Origin of the sequence: Catellatospora sp. NPDC049111 (assembly GCF_040648615.1) — a bacterium.
In the GTDB taxonomy this organism is placed as follows: Bacteria; Actinomycetota; Actinomycetes; order Mycobacteriales; family Micromonosporaceae; genus Catellatospora; species Catellatospora aurea.
Map to the genome: position 1 here is coordinate 79,853 of NZ_JBEZEB010000005.1, position 17,757 is coordinate 97,609.

General features: G+C 72.3%; 15 protein-coding genes. 8 read left to right on the forward strand and 7 right to left on the reverse strand.

What is annotated here, in order from left to right; genetic code table 11:
* The first annotated feature begins 150 nt into the window (after nucleotides 1-150).
* Nucleotides 151-1,326: a metallophosphoesterase gene (locus AB0B66_RS09305; RefSeq protein ID WP_360525449.1), complete on the forward strand. Its 1,176-nt coding sequence runs from the start codon at nucleotides 151-153 to the stop codon at nucleotides 1,324-1,326.
* Nucleotides 1,327-1,501: 175 nt separating this feature from the next.
* Here AB0B66_RS09305 and AB0B66_RS09310 read toward each other — a convergent pair whose 3' ends face one another.
* On the reverse strand, nucleotides 1,502-2,473 hold the full coding sequence (locus tag AB0B66_RS09310; protein WP_360525452.1) for an ATP-dependent DNA ligase: 972 nt from the start codon (nucleotides 2,471-2,473) through the stop codon (nucleotides 1,502-1,504).
* A 92-nt stretch (nucleotides 2,474-2,565) separates the two neighbouring features.
* Complete coding sequence (locus tag AB0B66_RS09315; RefSeq protein WP_360525455.1) at nucleotides 2,566-3,615, reverse strand: ABC transporter substrate-binding protein; 1,050 nt, start codon at nucleotides 3,613-3,615, stop codon at nucleotides 2,566-2,568.
* Nucleotides 3,616-3,722: 107 nt separating this feature from the next.
* Between AB0B66_RS09315 and AB0B66_RS09320 the strand changes: the two genes are divergently transcribed.
* The 3 genes from AB0B66_RS09320 to AB0B66_RS09330 are packed head-to-tail and all read left to right on the forward strand — an operon-like array spanning nucleotide 3,723 to nucleotide 6,660.
* A complete protein-coding gene (locus tag AB0B66_RS09320; protein ID WP_360525458.1) occupies nucleotides 3,723-4,775 on the forward strand; it encodes an iron chelate uptake ABC transporter family permease subunit in 1,053 nt (350 codons plus the stop codon).
* Nucleotides 4,772-5,815 carry an iron chelate uptake ABC transporter family permease subunit gene (locus AB0B66_RS09325; protein WP_360525461.1) on the forward strand — a complete coding sequence of 348 codons (1,044 nt, stop codon included), beginning with the start codon at nucleotides 4,772-4,774 and terminating at the stop codon, nucleotides 5,813-5,815. Before AB0B66_RS09320 ends, AB0B66_RS09325 begins: the two co-directional genes overlap by 4 nt.
* Nucleotides 5,812-6,660, forward strand: coding sequence for an ABC transporter ATP-binding protein (locus AB0B66_RS09330; protein ID WP_360525464.1), 849 nt, complete (start codon nucleotides 5,812-5,814; stop codon nucleotides 6,658-6,660). Before AB0B66_RS09325 ends, AB0B66_RS09330 begins: the two co-directional genes overlap by 4 nt.
* A gap of 88 nt (nucleotides 6,661-6,748) precedes the next feature.
* On the opposite strand, the gene AB0B66_RS09335 is transcribed toward AB0B66_RS09330, so the two are convergent.
* Nucleotides 6,749-7,357 carry a SidA/IucD/PvdA family monooxygenase gene (locus tag AB0B66_RS09335; RefSeq protein WP_360526293.1) on the reverse strand — a complete coding sequence of 203 codons (609 nt, stop codon included), beginning with the start codon at nucleotides 7,355-7,357 and terminating at the stop codon, nucleotides 6,749-6,751.
* A gap of 94 nt (nucleotides 7,358-7,451) precedes the next feature.
* On the opposite strand from AB0B66_RS09335, the gene AB0B66_RS09340 reads away from it, so the two are divergent.
* Complete coding sequence (locus AB0B66_RS09340; protein ID WP_360525467.1) at nucleotides 7,452-8,405, forward strand: methionyl-tRNA formyltransferase; 954 nt, start codon at nucleotides 7,452-7,454, stop codon at nucleotides 8,403-8,405.
* 13 nt (nucleotides 8,406-8,418) lie between these two features.
* Here AB0B66_RS09340 and AB0B66_RS09345 read toward each other — a convergent pair whose 3' ends face one another.
* From AB0B66_RS09345 to AB0B66_RS09355, 3 genes are all read right to left on the reverse strand, one after another.
* The gene (locus tag AB0B66_RS09345) at nucleotides 8,419-8,694 is read right to left on the reverse strand and encodes a zinc ribbon domain-containing protein (RefSeq protein WP_360526296.1); all 276 of its coding nucleotides are present in this window, start codon (nucleotides 8,692-8,694) and stop codon (nucleotides 8,419-8,421) included.
* A gap of 141 nt (nucleotides 8,695-8,835) precedes the next feature.
* Entirely contained in the window at nucleotides 8,836-10,263 is a 1,428-nt protein-coding gene (gene ltrA / locus AB0B66_RS09350; RefSeq protein WP_360525470.1) for a group II intron reverse transcriptase/maturase, read from the reverse strand.
* A gap of 534 nt (nucleotides 10,264-10,797) precedes the next feature.
* Complete coding sequence (locus tag AB0B66_RS09355) at nucleotides 10,798-11,790, reverse strand: RNA-guided endonuclease TnpB family protein (protein ID WP_360525473.1); 993 nt, start codon at nucleotides 11,788-11,790, stop codon at nucleotides 10,798-10,800.
* A 155-nt stretch (nucleotides 11,791-11,945) separates the two neighbouring features.
* Here AB0B66_RS09355 and AB0B66_RS09360 point away from each other — a divergent pair, with 155 nt between their 5' ends.
* From AB0B66_RS09360 to AB0B66_RS09370, 3 genes are read left to right on the forward strand one after another with little or no spacing between them, the layout of a single operon-like run.
* Nucleotides 11,946-13,139: an ArgE/DapE family deacylase gene (locus AB0B66_RS09360; protein ID WP_360525476.1), complete on the forward strand. Its 1,194-nt coding sequence runs from the start codon at nucleotides 11,946-11,948 to the stop codon at nucleotides 13,137-13,139.
* Between the two features lie 22 nt (nucleotides 13,140-13,161).
* The gene (locus AB0B66_RS09365; RefSeq protein ID WP_360525479.1) at nucleotides 13,162-14,952 is read left to right on the forward strand and encodes an ABC transporter ATP-binding protein; all 1,791 of its coding nucleotides are present in this window, start codon (nucleotides 13,162-13,164) and stop codon (nucleotides 14,950-14,952) included.
* Entirely contained in the window at nucleotides 14,949-16,745 is a 1,797-nt protein-coding gene (locus AB0B66_RS09370) for an ABC transporter ATP-binding protein (RefSeq protein ID WP_360525482.1), read from the forward strand. Before AB0B66_RS09365 ends, AB0B66_RS09370 begins: the two co-directional genes overlap by 4 nt.
* 121 nt (nucleotides 16,746-16,866) lie before the next feature.
* On the opposite strand, the gene AB0B66_RS09375 is transcribed toward AB0B66_RS09370, so the two are convergent.
* Complete coding sequence (locus AB0B66_RS09375; protein WP_360525485.1) at nucleotides 16,867-17,694, reverse strand: HEAT repeat domain-containing protein; 828 nt, start codon at nucleotides 17,692-17,694, stop codon at nucleotides 16,867-16,869.
* Nucleotides 17,695-17,757: the final 63 nt, after the last annotated feature.

Genomic DNA, 17,757 nt, shown 5'->3' on the forward strand with positions numbered 1-17,757 from the left:
CCAACCCCCCCCCCCCCCTAAACTTTTCAATATGTGTTGGGCGCGCGGGCCCCCCACAACTCTTCTAGATCGGGAGTCCCGCGCGGCGACGCGGGCCGGTGTTGGGCGGGGCGTGGCATGCTTGGCAGTCCGACCTTTGAAGGAGTACGCGTGTCGACTGGCGAGGCCGTCCAGGCCGCCCCGGCACGGCGGTCCCTGCGACCGCTGCTGTCCGGCCTGACCGTGACCACCGTGCTGGGGCTGCTGTTCGGCGTGCCCTGGTGGACGCTGCTGCTGTCCGGCGCGCACTGGCCGACCCCGGTGGTCGCCGCCGGCACCGCCCTGTTCGCCGCCGCGGCGCTGGCGTTCCCCTACCTCATGTTCCAGGGCCACGCACGCGGCAAGGACTGGGCGTCGCGCATCGCCGACACCACGCTCGGCGTGATCTGGGTGCTGTTCGTGTGGGCCGTGCTCGGCAACGTGCTGCGTGGCGCGCTGGCGCTCGGCGGCGTCGCCGACCCGCTGCGTTCCCGGATCACGGCCGCCGCGGTCGCCGTGGTCGCACTGGTCCTGGTCGTCTGGGGGTACGCCGAAGCCATGCGCGTGCCCCGGGTGCGCCGGGTCGAGGTGGTGCTGCCCCGGCTCGGCAAGGGGCTCGACGGCCTCAAGGTGGTCCTGCTGACCGACACGCACTACGGGCCGATCGAGCGCTCACGCTGGTCAGCCGGGGTGACCAGGGCGGTCAACGCGCTGAACCCCGACATCGTCTGCCACACCGGCGACATCGCCGACGGCACCGTCGCGCAGCGCACCGCGCAGGCCGCGCCGCTCGGCGACATCCGCGCCACGCTGGCCCGCACCTACGTGACCGGCAACCACGAGTACTACGGCGAGGCCGAGGGCTGGCTCGCGCACATGCAGCACCTGGGCTGGGAGTGCCTGCACAACCGGCACCTGGTCGTCGAGCGCGGCGGTGACCGGCTCGTCGTGGCGGGCGTCGACGACATCACCGCCTCGCACTCGCGTACCGGCCACTCGATGGACCACGCGGCGGCGCTCGCCGGGGCCGACCCGGCCCTGCCGGTGCTGCTGCTCGCCCACCAGCCCAAGCAGATCACCGCGGCCGTCGCGCACGGCGTGGACCTGCAGATCTCCGGCCACACCCACGGCGGCCAGATCTGGCCCTTCCACTACCTGGTGCGCCTGGACCAGCCCGCCGTGCAGGGCCTGTCCCGCCACGGCGAGCGCACCCAGCTCTACACCAGCCGCGGCACCGGCTTCTGGGGCCCGCCCCTGCGCGTCTTCGCCCCCAGCGAGATCACCGAACTCACCCTCCGCACCGCCTGACCCGGCCCCGGGAGCCGCCCCACGGCGCTCGCGGCGCAAGATCGTCCAACTTGCCTGGCACCTGTGCGTATCTTGAGCGTTGATACGCACAGGTGCCAGGCAAGTCCGATGATCGTGGTGTGGTGAGCTCCCGCACCGAAGCCGCTGCGCGGCGCGGGCACGGACGCGGTACGGGTCAGGAGTCGGCTTCGGCTTCACGGCGGGCTTTGGCTCGGCGTTTGCCCTCGTGCATGGCTTGGACGCGGGCGATGGGGATGGCGTGGCCCTCGGCGATCAGGTCGGCGGGCAGGGCCTGCGGGGCGGGCATGGCGTCGGCCCAGGGGTCGGTCTTGGCGACCAGGTCGGGCACGGTGCGGATGGTGAAGTCGGCGGGCGTCACACTCTCCAGGTCCGGCCAGGCCACCGGGAAGGACACGGGCAGGCCGGGGCGGATGCGGGGGCTGTAGCAGGCGACGACGGTCGCGCCGCCGGAGCGGGTGGCGTCGAGGAAGACCTTGCCGTGGCGGTCCTCGCGGATGAAGGCGGTGGTGGCGCGTTTCGGGTCGAGGCGTTCGGCGCGCGCGGCCACGGCCCGGGTCGCGGCGGCGACCTCCTCGGGGTCCGATTTGCCGTCGAGCGGCACGAAGACGTGCACGCCCTTGCTGCCGCTGGTCTTGACCGCGCCGTCGAGCCCGCAGTCGGCCAGCGCCTGGCGTACCAGCAGCGCACCGTGCACGGCCTTGCCGAAGGTGTCGTCGCCCTCGGGCGGGTCGAGGTCGAGGATCAGGTGCGTCGGCGACAGTGGTGACTGCACCAGGGACAGGGCCGCGTGATACTCGACGGCCCGCTGGTTGGCGAACCAGATCAGCGTGCGCCGGTCGTTGCCCAGGGCGTACGTCACCTCGCGGTGGGAGGCCTCGGCCCAGACGGCGGCCCGGGGCACCCAGTCGGGCGTGTACTTGGGCAGGTTCTTCTGCATGAACGCCGGCTGCCCGGGGCGGATCCGGATCACCGACAGGGCCCGGTCCCGCAGCGCGGGGATGATCCGCTCGTGCACCGCGTCCAGGTAGTCCACCAGGTCGCGTTTGGTCGCGCCGGCCTCGTCGAACAAGGGCTGGTCGAGGTTGGTCAGCGCCACCCCGTCGCGGGTCTCACCGTCTTTCGGCATGTGATCACCATTACCCGGCGGCGACCGCCCGTCAACGCGAGTACGGAAAACGGGGTGGGCGAATGCCGCCCACCCCGTCGCCGGTCACGGTGTCACTGCGCGCGCTTGACCTCGGTCGCCGGGTCGCCGTCCACGGCCGCGGCCAGCTGCGGCACCAGCACGTCGAGCAGGTACGGCAGGCTCAGCGGGGTGATGAACGAGGTCGCGCCGCCGAGCAGCTCGCCGTTCTCCAGGAACACCTCGCGGGCCTGGGTCTTCACGTCGAGTTTGGCGTACAGCGGGTCGGCGTGGATCTTGGCCTTGTCGGCGTCGCGCTTGTCGACCAGCCAGATCATCACGTCGGTGTCGAGCAGGTCCGTGCGCTCGCGGCTGATGCTCTTGCCGAACTCCTTGCCGGTGATCGCGTCGAGGCCCTCGGGCATCTTGAAGCCCAGGTCCTGCAGCAGGCGGCCGCGCGGGTCCTGCGCGCCGTACACGTAGTAGCCCTCCCACTGGGTGGCGACGAGCGCGGTGGCCCCGGCGAACTTCGGGTTGGCGGCCTTGGCGGCGGCGAACTTCGCCTCGACGTCGGCGACGACCTTCTCGGCCTGCTCCTTGCGGCCGACGGCGGTGCCGACGATGCGGGTCGCCTGCTGCCAGGAGACGCCGTAGTCGATGGTGTCCTTGGGCTGGGCCAGCGTCGGCGCGATCTTCGACAGCGTGGCGTAGTCCTCGCCGGACAGGTTCGAGTACAGGCCCACGATCAGGTCGGGGCGCAGCGCGGCGACCTTCTCGAACTTGATGCCGTCGGTGTTGGTGAGCACCTCGGGCTTGGCGGCGGAGCCGAGCTCGTCGGTCGCCCAGGGCCAGACCGCGCCCGGGTGCCCGCCGAACCACTCGGTGGTGGCGACCGGCACGACACCCAGCGCCAGCAGCGCGTCCTGCTCGACGAGACCGACGACGACGACCCGCTTGGGCTCTGCCTTGATCTCGGTGGCGCCGTACTTGTGCTCGATCGAGACGGGGAAGGCGGCCGAGGACGCGCCCTGGCTGCCGGAGGTGCCGGACGGCTCCTGATCGGTGCCGCACGCGGCGAGGCCGAGGCCGAGGATCCCCGCGGTCGCGGTGGCCGTCAGCGTACGGACGGGAGAGAGAAGCCGCACGATTGTTCCTTTCTGCGCTGGTGGGACCGCCCCCTGGCGGGTCCCGCCGAGGAGCATAGGTTAGCCTCGCCTAATCTCTAACCCGGGGTTGATCTCAAGGAGCGGTGATGACCCAGACGACCGGCGTGCTGCCCGCGCCGCACGCGGCCGAAGCCGTCCGTGCGGCCCGGCACGCCTGGCGGCGCGGCTGGCTGGTGATCGGCGTGCTCGCGCTGGCCGGCGTCGCCGCGCTGAGCATCGCGGTCGGCAGCCGCACCATCGCGCTCGGCACCGTGTGGCAGGTGCTGTGGCACGACGACGGCTCCGCGCAGTCGGACATCGTGCACCAGCTGCGCATCCCCCGTACGCTGCTCGGCCTCGGGGTCGGGGCGGCACTCGGGCTGGCCGGGGCGCTGATGCAGGCGCTCACCCGCAACCCGCTCGCCGAACCCGGCCTGCTCGGGGTGAACCTGGGCGCGTCCTCGGGCGTCGTCGTCGCGATCGCGTTCCTCGGCCTGACCTCGCCCAGCGCGTACGTGTGGTTCGCCTTCGGCGGCGCGGCGCTGACCGCGACGGCCGTGTTCGCCCTCGGCGGGTCCGGACGCTTCCCCACCCCCGAACGCCAGGTGCTGGCCGGTGTGTCCATCACCGCCGTGCTCGGCGCGCTGGTCTGGGCGGTGCTGGTCACCAACCGCGGCACGTTCGACCGCTACCGGCACTGGGACGTCGGCTCGCTGGCCGACCGCGACGGCGACACCCTGCTCCGGGTCGCACCGTTCCTGATCGCGGGGATCCTGCTCACGCTGACCCTGGGTGGCCGGCTCAACGCGTTGAGCATGGGCGACGAGGCCGCCACGGCGCTGGGCGCGCACCCGGGCCGCATCCGCCTGCTCGGCGTCGCCGCGATCACGCTGCTGTGCGGCGCGGCGACCGCCGCGTGCGGCCCGATCTGGTTCCTCGGCCTGGCCGTGCCATACATCGCCCGGCTGATCACCGGCCCCGACCACCGCTGGATCCTCGCCTACGCCGTGGTGCTCGGCCCGATCCTGCTGCTCGGCGCGGACGTGCTCGGCCGGGTGCTGACCGCCCCGTCGGAACTGCAGGTCGGCATCGTCACCGCGTTCCTCGGCGCGCCGGTCTTCATCGCCCTGTGCCGCCGCCGGAAGCTGGGTGCCCTGTGAGCCGCACGAAGCAGTTCGTGGTGCGTACTCCCGGCGGCGCGCTGTCGCTGCGGGTGCCCGCGCGTGCGCTGCTAGTCGGCGTCGTGCTCGTGCTGGCCGCCGCCGCGATCGCGGTGGTCAACCTGTCCAGTGGGGACTTCCCGATCCCGGTCGGCGACGTGCTGCGCAGTCTCGTCGGGCAGGGCGACCCGGGCACCGACTTCATCGTGCACGAGCTGCGGCTGCCCCGGTCGCTGGTCGCGCTGCTGGTCGGCGCGGCGCTGGGCGCGAGCGGCGCGGTGTTCCAGGGCCTGACCCGCAACCCGCTGGGCAGCCCCGACTTCGTCGGCATGACCGTCGGCGCGGCCACCGGCGCGCTGGTGGTGATCCTGCTGCTCGACGGCAGCGGCGGGCAGGTCGCCGCCGGCGCGATCGCCGGCTGCGTGCTCACCTCGATCGCGATCTACCTGCTCGCCTTCCGCGGCGGCACCCAGGCGTTCCGCCTGATCCTGATGGGTGTCGGGGTGTCTGCCCTGCTGGAGGCGTTCAACTCGTACCTCATCGTGAAGGGCCGCCTGGACGAGGCGCTCGCCGCGCAGGTCTGGCTCATCGGCAGCCTCAGCGGCCGCGGCTGGACCGAGGTCACCATCGTCGGGCTCACCCTCGCGGTGCTGCTGCCCGTGGTCCTGTACTACGGGCGGCACCTGAACATGCTGGCGCTGGGCGACGACACCGCGACCCTGCACGGCGTACGCGTCGAGCGCAGCCGGGCCGTGCTCGCCCTGGCCAGTGTGGGGCTGGCCGCGGGCGCGACGGCCGCCGCGGGTCCGATCGCGTTCGTGGCGCTGGCCGCTCCGCAGCTCGCGGCGCGGCTGACCCGCTCCCCCGGGCCGGGCATCCTGCCCGCCGCCGCGATGGGCGCGGCGCTGCTGGCCGGCAGCGACTGGGCGGCCCAGCGGGTGCTGCCCGACAACGACATCCCCGCCGGCGTGGTCACCGCCGCGATCGGCGGGCTCTACCTGACCTGGCTGCTGGCCCGTGAGTGGCGGCGCGGCCGATGAGCACGAAGGAGCAAGCGATGCGGCTGCGGGCCGAGAACCTCACCCTGGCGTACGACCGGCGCGTGGTGGCCCGCGACCTGAGCGTGCAGATCGCCGACGGGTCGTTCACGGTCATCGTCGGGCCCAACGCCTGCGGCAAGTCCACGCTGCTCAAGTCCCTCGCCCGGGTGCTGAAGCCGCAGTCCGGCACGGTCTACCTCGACGGCGCGGCGATCGCCTCGCTGCCCTCGCGCCAGGTCGCCAAGCAACTCGGCATGCTGCCGCAGTCGCCGGTCGTGCCGGCCGGGATCGTGGTCGAGGACCTGGTCGCGCGGGGCCGCTTCGCCCATCAGCGCCTGCTGCGCCAGTGGTCGGCCGACGACGAGGCAGCGGTGCGCGAGGCGATGGCGGTGACCGAGGTGTCCGAACTGGCCGACCGGTTCGTCGACGAGCTGTCCGGCGGCCAGCGCCAGCGGGTGTGGCTCGCCGTCGCGCTGGCCCAGCAGACCCCGATCCTGCTGCTCGACGAGCCGACGACGTACCTGGACCTGGCGCACCAGTTCGAGGTCCTAGACCTGTGCGCGGAGCTGCACGAGCAGGGCCGGACCGTGGTCGCCGTGCTGCACGACCTCAACCAGGCCTGCCGTTACGCCACCGACCTGGTCGTCATGCGCGGCGGCGAGATCGTCGCCCAGGGCGCGCCCGAGGCGGTCATGACGGCCGAACTGGTCGAGCACGTCTTCGGCGTAGCCAGCGAGGTGATGACCGACCCGCAGACCGGCACGCCGATGGTCGTACCAGCGGATCGTCACCGCCGCCGCGCCGCCCGGACCGTCGGCGCTCACCCGGATCGTCACGTTGGGTGATGGCGAAACAAAGGAGGTGACCGCGTGCGGCTACATCTATTTTGATGTGGCCACATCAAAATAGATGTAGCCGCACGCGGTGGCACCTTTATCCGGCGAGGGCCGGGGCCGCAGCGTGGGTCAGCGAACGCGCGATCTCGCCAGCGCGGACGGCGGTGTTGGACAGCAGCGTCGAGCTGATGCCGTGGGTGTGCTCGGTCGGGCCCTGCACGTAGATGCCGCAGCGCACGTCGCCTCCGGTCGTCACACGGTAGTCGCGTTCGACCTGAAGCTGCCCGTCCTCGCGGCGCAGGCAGTGCTCGCCCAGCTCGCCGAGCAGCTGCAGCGGGTCGCTGCTGCGGTAGCCGGTCGCGCACACCACTGCGTCGACCTCGAACGCGGTGCGCTCGCCGGTCGGCAGGAACTCGACGGTCACCCGGACCCGGTCCGCATCCTCGACGAGGTCCACCACCCGGGAGGCGTGCATGAAGCGCAGTCGCTCCTGGCCCAGCACCTTCTCCTGGTACATGCGGCGGTAGAGGGCCTGGATGACGTCCAGGTCGACGACCGAGTAGTTGGTGGAGCCGTAGTAGTCCATCAGCATCCGCTTGACCTGCTCGGGCGCGTCGTAGAAGTGGTCGACGGCGGCGGGGTCGAAGATGCGGTTGGCGAACGGGCTGTCGTCGGCGGGGGTGTAGCCGTTGCGTCCCCCGATGATTACATTAGGGTTACCTTAGCAAGGTAAGCCTTGCCTTTCGGTTCGCGCCAGCGGGCCGAGACGGTTCAGCGTTCCGGTCCAGAGGAGGGCACCCATGCGGGTCGCGATGTTCGGTTACCAGACCTGGGGGCACCGCACGCTCCAGGCGCTGCTGGAGGCGCCAGACCTCGAAGTGGTCCTCGTCGTCACGCACCCGAAGAGCGAGCACGCGTACGAGCGCATCTGGAGCGACTCCGTCGCCGACCTCGCCGCCGAACACGGCGTGCCCGTCCTGATCCGCGAGCGCCCCGACGACGAGGAGCTGATGGCCGCGCTCAAGGAGGCCGACCTCGACGTCATCGTGGCCACCAACTGGCGCACCTGGATCCCGCCGCAGGTCTTCGCCCTGCCCCGGCACGGCACCCTGAACATCCACGACTCGCTGCTGCCGAAGTACGCCGGCTTCTCACCGCTGATCTGGGCCCTGCTCAACGACGAACCCGAGGTCGGCGTGACCGCGCACATGATGGACGACACCCTCGACGCCGGCGACATCGTGCTGCAGCGTGCGGTGCCGGTCGGCCCGCGCGACACCACCGCCGACCTGTTCCACAAGACGCTCGCCCTGTTCGGGCCGATCACCGTCGACGGCCTGCGCCTGATCGCGTCGGGCCGCACCGACTGGACGCCGCAGGACCGCTCCCAGGCCAGCTTCTTCCACAAACGCGCCGACGAGGACCTTCGCATCGACTGGACGTGGACCGCGCAGGAGCTGGACCGCCTGGTCCGCGCCCAGTGCGACCCGTACCCGAACGCCTACACCTACTACCGCGGGCAGCGCATCCGGGTGACGAAGGCGTCCGTCTCGCAGGCCGTCTACGGCGGCACCCCGGGCCGGGTCTTCTACCGCGAGGGCGACGGCGTCGCCATCGTCGCCGGGGCCGACGCCCGCCGGGGCAGGAGCAAGGGCCTGGTCATCGAGCGGGTACGCCTCGACGACGGCACCGAGCTGGCCGCCACCGACCTGTTCCGGACCATGGGCGGCTACCTGGGACACTTCCCGGCTTGACATCCTCCCCGCCCTAAAGGACGGGGATTCCCTTGGTCGCCCTCGGGTTTTCCTGTTTCGCCGACGACTGCCCCGTCCGAGAGGTTCCTCGTTGAGGTCTTACATCGTCTCCGCAGGCTGTCACCGCCAGTCCGGCGGCCAGGATGTTGCGTGCCGCGTTCACGTCACGGTCGTGGACGGCCCCGCACGGGCACGTCCACTCGCGCACGTCCAGCGGCATCTTCTGCGCGAGTGCGCCGCAGGTCGAGCAGAGCCGGGTCGAGGGGAACCAGCGGTCCACGACGATCAGTTCCCGGCCGTGGTGAGGTCGGTCCTGGGCGCCCTGCCTGCGTTGCCGCTGGTGGGTTTCCCAGGACCGCCTCCCGAACCCGCCGTGCGCCTTTCAGCGCAGCGGGCTCTCCGCAGGTCTCGGTGGGTGGTTTGCGTGTCCTCATCTTTGGGCTGGCCAGGGGTGTGGGATCGCTGCGCCCCGGTAGCGGTAGCGTGTGGTTGCCATCGTGGCGGGGTTGAACAGCTGTCCACGTTCGCTGACCGGCCACCATCCGCCGTTGCAGTAGATCCGGCGGATGGTCTTCCAGTTGCTCTTGGGGTGTTTGCGCCGCGCCCATCTGATGACCCTCTCCCACGCGTAGTGGCCGAGGTACTGGAACGTGGCGCTGGAGACCCCAGGCCGGAAGAATGTGCACCAGCCCCGCAGCACTGGGTTGAGCTCGTGCAGCAGAGCGGGCAGCGGCAGGTTGATGCTGCGGCGGCAGATGTCCTTGACCTTGGCCATCACGTTCTGCAGTGCTTTGCGCGACGGATAGGTGTAGACGTACTGCCGTTGGGTGCCTCGCTTGCGGTGGCGCTGGATGTGCCACCCCAGGAAGTCGAAGCCCTCATCGATGTGGGTGATCTTCGTCTTCTCCACAGACAGGCGCAGCCCCATCGGGGCAAGGACCCCGGCGACCTGGGCCCGCATGTCTTCAGCGTGCTCACGAGTCCCAGCCACCAGCACCAGGAAGTCGTCGGCATACCGGACCAGCCGGTAGTTCGCCTTACCCTGGCGCTTGCGCCTGGCCCGTTCGCCCTGGGTGGAGTTCGGCCCGCCTGCGGTCTGGGCGATGTGCTCGTCCAGGACCGACAAGGCGACGTTCGCCAGCAGCGGCGACAAGATCCCCCCTTGCGGGGTGCCGGTGTCGGTGCCCTTCAGCGTGCCGTCCTCGGCGAGGATGCCCGCCTTCAGGAACGCCTTCACCAGGGCCAGCACACGCTTGTCGGCGACCCGTCGACGCACCCGGTCCATCAGGGCCGTGTGATCGATGGTGTCGAAACACGCCTCGATATCGCCCTCCACCACCCACTCGTAGTAATGGGAGGCGAAGTGGCGGGTCTCGGCGATCGCGTCATGCGCCCGGCGCTTCGGGCGGAAACCATAGGAACACGGCAGGAAATCCGCCTCGAAGATCGGCTCCAGCACCAGCGTCAGGGACGCCTGGACCACCCGGTCGGTCACGGTCGGGATGCCCAGACGGCGCAACTTGCCGTTCGCCTTCGGGATCATCCGCTGCCGGACCGGGACCGGTCGGAAGGCGCGGGCCTTCAACTGCTCCCGCACCCGGCCGAGGAACACCTCGACTCCAGGGTTCGCCTGCACGGCGTACGCGCTGCGGCCGTCGATCCCGGCCGTGCGCGCCCCCTTGTTGCCCCGCACCCGAGCCCACGCCACCAGCAGGAACGCGGGATCGGCCACGAGATTGAACACATCATCGAACCGGCGATGAGGATCATGCATCGCCCAACGGTGCAGCTTGGTCTGGATCTCCAGTACCCGAAGCTCGGCGCGCATCAGCGCCGACTCCAGCTCGTCGGTGTTCACCAGCGGTCTCCCGGCATTCCAGCGTCCTCCCTGCTGACCTGCTGGCCCCCTTCGCCATGCGGCCGGCTCTCCCGGCCTCGGACTACTACGGAGCCTCCGCCCCGCCCCGCGGCCCTCGGTCGGCGATGGACCTGGCCCGGCAGTGCGGCTGGATGCCGCAGCCAGGCAGTCACAGGACGGTTCCCACGTTCACTGAGCAACCGCTCGACCAGGGAGGCACCCGGCTCTACCCCGGCAGCATCGCCACGCCTACGCCGCAGACATTCAGCGTGGCCTCCACAACCGCTGAATGGACGCGACCATGGAGTCGGCTCCCCACCCGAACGGGAGACCGCGCACTGCACAACGGCCCAGATCCGCCAGGTTTCGGGCCGCCACAAGGCTTACGAGGCTTCAACCACCGGTTCGCTTGCGCTGTACCTTCTGGTCTCGCTAGCCGGACCCGCCCCGTCTGGCAGTGCCCGGACGTCCCGACGTTGTCAGGGCTGCTTCCCACCCGCACCGGCATCCCCCGGCCCAGGCTGCCCCCAGCTTCTACGCGGCCGCTGCGACGGCCACGCGATGAAGGCCTTCCACCTCCATACGGTCACTCAGCGCCTCGTGGCGCACCCAGGCCGTCTTGTACTCCAGCATGGTGCGCAGCTGCCGCCAGGCCGCGTCGCTGATCGCGCGGGCCAGGTTGTGATTCTTGACCATGTTCCGTACGGCCAGGTCCTCGATCACGATCGCTTGGGTCTCACGAACGAGCCGAGTCGTCAGTTGGTGCAGGTGGTCGCGCCGCCGGTCGGCGATCCGGGCATGGATCCGGGCGACCTTGATCCGGGCTTTGGTCCGGTTGGCCGAGCCCTTCTGCTTGCGGGCCAGGTCGCGTTGGGCGCGGGCCAGCAGCTCCCGGTCGGCGCGTTCATGCCTCGGGTTGGTGATCTTCTCCCCGGTCGACAGGATCAGCAGGCTGTCCAGGCCGGCGTCGATCCCGACCATGCCCGTGGCGGGGGTCTGGATGATGACGTCGCCGCAGAGCAGGGACACGAACCAGCGCCCGGCCGCGTCCTGCGACACGGTCACCGTCGACGGCGTACAGCCCGCCGGCAGCGGCCGCGACCACACGATGTCCAGAGGCTCGGCCATCTTGGCCAGGGTCAGCGTGCCGTCACGCCACCGGAACGCGCTGGCCGTGTACTCCGCCGAGCGGCGCGAACGTCTTTTGGACTTGTACGTGGGGTGTCTGGCGCGTTTTGCCCAGAAGTTGGTGTAGGCGGTCTGCAGGTGCCGCAGCGCCTGCTGCAACGGCACGCACGACACCTCGTTCAAAAACGCGAGGTCGTCCGTCTTTTTCCACGCGGTGAGCAGGGCCGAGGTGGCGTTGTAGTCGATCCGCTCCTGCCGCTGGGTCCATGCCTCGGTGCGGGCCTGCAGGGCCATGTTGTAGACCAGCCGGACGCACCCGAACGTGCGCGACAGCTGCGCGGCCTGCACGTCGGTCGGGTAGAAGCGGTACTTGAACGCGCGCTTCACCGCCCCGGCCACAACCAGAATCCTAACAGGACGGCCGTGCGGTTTCGTACGGGCGTACGGGTGGACGCCGGTCCGCCTCGGCGGCGGATCGGCGGTGCGTGTCCTGCTGCGCAGGAGTCCCGTTTCCTCCCCGGCCTGAAGGCCGGAGTATCCACGGAAGGAATCTGATGACGGAACTGACCGAGCTGCTGGCCGACCTGGTCCGCATCCCCAGCGTCGGCGGCAGCCCGCACGAGGCCGGCATCCAGGAGGTGCTCGCCGACTGGATGCGCGCCGAGGGCCTGGACGTCGACCTGTGGGAGCTGCCGCTGCCCGAGCTGACCGCCCAGCCGACCTTCCCCGGCATGGAGGTCACCCGGAACAAGGCGTACGGGCTCGTCGGCCGGCTGCCCGGCACCGGCGGCGGCCGGTCGCTGATGTTCAACGGGCACATCGACGTGGTGCCGCCCGGTGACCTGTCCGCCTGGACCGACGACCCGTACAGCGGCCGCGTCGACGGCGACCGCCTCTACGGCCGGGGCGCCTGCGACATGAAGGGCGGCCTGGTCGCCGCGCTGTTCGCGATCCGCGAGCTGAAGCGCGACCGCCCCCGCGGCGACGTGCTCATCGCGTGCGTGGCCGGCGAGGAGGACGGCGGGCTCGGCACGTACGGCCTGCTGGAACGGGGCTGGCGGGCCGACGCTTGCGTCATCCCCGAGCCGACCGGCCTGGCCGTGGTGCCCGCCAACGCGGGCGCGCTGACGTTCCGGCTGTGCGTGCCCGGCACGTCCGCGCACGCGTCCCGGCGCACTGCGGGCGTCAGCGCGATCGAGAAGTTCCTGCCCGTCTTCACCGCGCTGCGGGAGCTGGAGGCGGCCCGCAACCGCGACGTCGACCCGCTGATGCGCCGCTGGGACATCCCGTACGCGCTGGAGATCGGCACCGTGCAGGCCGGCGACTGGTCGTCGTCGGTGCCCGGCGAGCTGGTCGCCGAGGGCCGCTACGGCGTCGCGCTCGGCGAGTCCCCGCAGGCCGCGAAGGCGGAGCTGGAGGCCGCCGTGGCGAAGGCGTGCGCGGCGGACGGCTGGCTGGCCGAGCACCCGGTGACCGTCGAGTGGTGGGGCGGGCAGTTCCTGCCCGGCCGCAACCCCGACCCGGCGTTCACCGCGGCACTCGTGGAGGCGACCGGGGCCGCGCCGGAGCAGTGGGGTGCGCCATACGGCAGCGACCTGCGGCTGCTCGCCGCAGCGGGCATCCCTACCGTCCAGTACGGACCCGGCGCGATCGAACTGGCCCACGCCCCCGACGAGTACGTGCCGATCTCCGAGGTCGTCACCGCCAGCGCCACCCTGGCCCGCCTCGCGGCCGCCCACTGCCGCTGACCTCCCCGAACCAGGAGAAGACATGCCACAGTTCACCAGCGGCCGCGTGCTGCGCGACGCCCTGCGCGGGCAGGCGGGCCGGATCACCGGCAGCGCGCTGCTCAGCACCGGGCACCAGGCCGGCGAGGCCATGGTGCCGGTGGTGATCGGCCTGGTCGTGGACCGTGCCGTCGGCACCGGCTCCTCGTCCGAGCTGCTGGCCTGGCTCGCCGTGCTCGGGGCGGTGTTCGTGACCCTGTCGTTCAGCTTCCGCTTCGGCGCACGCCTGGGCGAACGCGCCGCCGAGCAGGCCGGGCATCTGCTGCGGGTACGCCTCACCGACCGGGTCCTCGACGCGCACGGCGGGGCCGACACCGGTCGGCTGCCCGGCACGCTGGCCAGCGTCGCGACCAGCGACGCCGGGCGCGTCGGCATGGTCGCGCTCGCCCTGCCGCTGGGCATCGCCGGCATCCTGGGCCTGGTCGTCGGCGCGGTCGCGCTGCTGCGGGTGTCGTTGCCGCTCGGCCTGCTGGTGCTGCTCGGCACCCCGCTCATGATGGGGCTGGCCCACCTGCTGGGCCGTCCCCTGCAGCGGCGCAGCGAGGTCGAGCAGGACCGGATCGCGCACACCGCCGGGCTCGCCGCGGACATGGTCGGCGGCCTGCGCGTGCTCAAGGGCATCGGGGCGGAGCGGGCCGCCGCCGAGCGCTACCGGCTCAGCAGCCGGGCCGCGCTCACCGCGACCGTGCACGCCGCCCGTGCCAAGAGCTGGCACGACGGCACCCTGCTCGCCGTCAACGGGCTGTTCCTGGCGATCGTCGCGCTCGTCGGCGGGCGGCTGGCCGCCGACGGGGACATCAGCGTCGGCGCGCTGATCGCCGCGGTCGGCATGGCGCAGTACCTGATCGGGCCGCTGTCGATGCTGGTCTGGGTCAACGGGGAACTGGCCCAGGGCCGCGGCAGCGCCGTACGCATCGCCGAGGTGCTGTCCTCTCCCCCGGCCGTCGGCGGTGGCGCGCCGCTGCCCGGCCCCGTCACCGGCCGCCTCACCGTCCGCGGCCTCACCCACGGCGGGCTGCGCGACCTCGACCTCGACGTCCCCGCCGGGCAGCTCGTCGGCGTCGTCGCCGCCGACCCCGCCCACGCCGAGGCCCTCGTCGACCTGCTCGGCCGCGAGCGCGAACCCGACTCCGGCGCGATCACCCTCGACGGCCACGACCTGTCTACCCTCGACCCCGAGGCGGTACGCGGCGCGCTGCTCGTCGCCGCCCACGACGCCGACCTGTTCGAGGGCACCCTGCGCGACAACGTACTGAGCCCGGCCGCCGACGCGCTGCCCCTGCCGCAACAGCGCACCGGCGACACGACCGCCCCGCCGTCGCCGACGTCCAGCCCGGAGCAGCCGCCCACCGCGGCCTCGAACACCTCACCCGCCGCTGAGCTGCTCGCCACGGCGCTGGCCGCGTCCGGCGCGGACGAGGTCGCCGCGACCCTGCCCGGCGGCGTCGACGGCGTGCTCGCCGAGCGCGGCCGGTCGCTGTCCGGCGGGCAGCGCCAGCGCGTCGCCCTGGCCCGCGCCCTGGCCGCCGACGCCCCGGTGCTGGTCCTGCACGAGCCCACCACGGCCGTCGACGCGGTCACCGAGCTGCGCATCGTGCACGGCGTACGCCGCCTGCGCGAGGGCCGTACCACCGTCGTCATCACCACCAGCCCGGCGCTGCTGGCCGCCGCCGACACCGTCCACTTCGTCGCCGACGGCGCGCTCACCGCGTCCGGCACCCACGAGCAGCTCGTGCGCGAGCACACCGGCTACCGCACGACGGTGCTGGCATGACCGGCCAGGAGGCGACCCCCATGTCCGAGCAGCGGGAACTGCTGCCCATCGCCACCGGCAGGCAGACCGTCGCCGCGCTGCGCGCGCTGCTGCGCCCGCGCCGGTGGCTGGCCGCGGCCGGGCTGCTCGTGCTGACCGCCGCCACGGGCATCGGGCTGGCCGTCGCGCCGCTGCTCGGACACGTCGTCGACCTCGTCACCACCGGCGCGCCCGCGGCCGCGATCACCACCCCGGTCGTCGCCCTGGCCGTCGTCGCCGTCCTGTCCGGCGCGGCCACCGCCTGGGGCCTGACGCTCATCGCCCGGCTCGGTGAAGGAGCCCTCGCCGAGCTGCGGGAACGTTTCCTCAACCGGGCGCTGCGGCTGCCGCTGGGCCAGGTCGAGCGGGCCGGCTCCGGCGACCTGACCTCCCGCGCCGGCAACGACCTCAACGCCGTCGCGTCCGTGGTCCGCTCCGGGCTGCCCGAACTGGCCCGGTCACTGCTGGCGATCTTCCTCACCCTGGCCGGGCTGGCCGTGCTCGACTGGCGCTTCATGGCCGCCGCGCTGCTGGCCGCACCCGTGCAGCTGTACACCGTCTGGTGGTACGGCGGCCGGGCCCTGCCGCTGTACGCCCGCCAGCGCGTCGCCGTCGGCGCACAGCAGCAGCAGCTCCTGGAGACCATCGGCGGCGCGCCGACGGTACGCGCGCTGCGCCGCCGCGAGCAGCACCTCGGCCTGGTCACCGGCCGCTCGCAGGACGCCGTGGACCTGACCATGCGCGGGGTCAACCTGGTCACCCGCTTCTACGCCCGGCTCAACCTGGCCGAGTTCATCGGCCTGTCCGCGGTGCTGGCCACCGGTTTCCTGCTGGTGCGCTCCGGTGAGGTCAGCATCGGCGCGGCCACCGCGGCGGCCCTGTACTTCCACAACCTGTTCACGCCGGTCAACATCGCGCTCGGGCTCATCGACGACGTGCAGTCGGCGACCGCCGCGCTGGTCCGCATCGTCGGCGTCGCCGACCTGCCCGAACCCGCCGCGCCGCCCGCGCCGCGTACGCCCGCCGACGCCTCCCTGCACGCCGACGCCGTCAGCCACTCCTACACCGCCGACCGCCCCGTGCTGCACGAGGTCACCATCGCGGTGCCCGCCGGGCAGCGGGTCGCGCTGGTCGGCGCGAGCGGCGCCGGCAAGAGCACCCTCGCCGGGCTGGTCGCGGGCGTGCACGAGCCGACGTCGGGCAGCATCCGCGTCGGCGGTGTCGGCATCGGCGACCTCGACCCGGCCGGCCGCCGGGCCGTCGCGCTGATCACCCAGGAGGTGTACGTCTTCGCGGGCACGCTCGCCGAGGACCTGCGCCTTGCCCGCCCCGACGCCACCGACGCCGACCTGACCGCCGCCTTGGAGCAGGTCGGGGCCGCCGAGTGGGCTGCCGCACTGCCCGACGGCCTAGCCACCGTGGTCGGCGAGGGCGGCCACCGGCTGACCGCCGCGCAGGCGCAGCAGCTCGCCCTGGCCCGGCTGGTGCTCGCCGACCCGGCCGTCGCGGTGCTGGACGAGGCCACCGCCGAGGCGGGCAGCGCCGGAGCCCGGGTCCTGGAGGCATCGGTCGTCGCCGCGCTGCAAGGACGGACCGGCCTGCTGGTCGCGCACCGACTCACCCAGGCGGCGCTCGCCGACTGGGTGGTCGTGCTCGACGAGGGCCGCATCGTGGAGAGCGGCTCCCACGACGAACTGCGCGAAACCCCCGACGGCCGCTACGCCGAACTATGGCGCGCCTGGTCCGGCCGCCGCGACGCCGACCACGCCGCCTGACCCTCCCGGCCGCTCTGGTGTGCTGCAGTTTCAAGGAAAGTGGCCTTTGGCCGGGGCTCTTTCCTGCACTTTCCTTGAAACTGCAGCGACGCCAGGCGTCGGCGACGCCGGGCGGACGAGATCATGGAGCGAGGGCGTCGCCCTCGGCGGCGGAGCGGGCGGCGATCGCGGCCTGGATGCGGCGCTGGGTGCGCAGGGCCTTCTTCGCCGCGACGCTGACCCAGCCGTCGAACACCGTCTGGCCCTTGTCCTGCGCCATCAGCCGCTCCAGCGTCGGCACCACGCTCTCATCGCCGGTCGAGCCGAGCGCGACGGCCGCCCAGTACCGCAGGTCCGGGTCGTCGTCCTCGGCGGCCGCGAGCAGCCGGGGTAGGACGTCCGGTGTGAACTTCGACAGCGCGCTCGCGAGGTAGCCGATCCGGGTGTAGCCCCGGTGCTCGAACGCGTCCCACAGGGCCGCGAGCGCCTCGTCGCCACCGATCGCGGCCAGCGCGTCGGCCGCGCGCTCGCGCAGCCACTCGGGTTCGGACCACAGCACCTCGGCCAGCGCGGGCACCGCGGACTCGTCGCCGATCCGGCCGAGCGCGCGTACGGCGTGCTCCTGGCCCATCCAGTCGCCACGTTCCAGCAGTGCCAGCAGGCCCGGCACCGCGGCCCGCAGGCGCAGTTCCGCACAGCCCATCGCGGCCCAGGCCTGGCAGTTGTAGCGGGTGTCGGCCAGCGCGGCGAGCAACGGCTCCGCCAGGGAGTCGTCGACGAATACGGCGGCGTGGTTCAGCGCCCGGCAGTAGAGCGAGCGGTGGTAGTGCGGGTAGTCGCCGACGAGCGCGCGCAGCGCCTCCAGCGCGGATTCGTCGCCGCCTTCCTTCGCACGGTCGAGGAGCCGGGACAGGTGCTCCTCGCGCTGGTCGAGGTCGCCGTCCATGAGTGCGCGCTGATCAGGGTTCACCCGGCAACGGTAGTCCCCGCCGCCGCGGCCGGTGCCGCCCGGTGCTGTCCCCGGCGCAACGGC

Bases quoted from the DNA above. Each gene is read 5' to 3' on its own strand.
- AB0B66_RS09365 (WP_360525479.1), top strand. From the start codon at position 13,162: ATGCCACAGTTCACCAGCGGCCGCGTGCTGCGCGACGCCCTGCGCGGG.
- AB0B66_RS09370 (WP_360525482.1), top strand. From the start codon at position 14,949: ATGACCGGCCAGGAGGCGACCCCCATGTCCGAGCAGCGGGAACTGCTG.
- AB0B66_RS09320 (WP_360525458.1), top strand. From the start codon at position 3,723: ATGACCCAGACGACCGGCGTGCTGCCCGCGCCGCACGCGGCCGAAGCC.
- AB0B66_RS09340 (WP_360525467.1), top strand. From the start codon at position 7,452: ATGCGGGTCGCGATGTTCGGTTACCAGACCTGGGGGCACCGCACGCTC.
- AB0B66_RS09360 (WP_360525476.1), top strand. From the start codon at position 11,946: ATGACGGAACTGACCGAGCTGCTGGCCGACCTGGTCCGCATCCCCAGC.
- AB0B66_RS09330 (WP_360525464.1), top strand. From the start codon at position 5,812: ATGAGCACGAAGGAGCAAGCGATGCGGCTGCGGGCCGAGAACCTCACC.
- AB0B66_RS09310 (WP_360525452.1), bottom strand. From the start codon at position 2,473: ATGCCGAAAGACGGTGAGACCCGCGACGGGGTGGCGCTGACCAACCTC.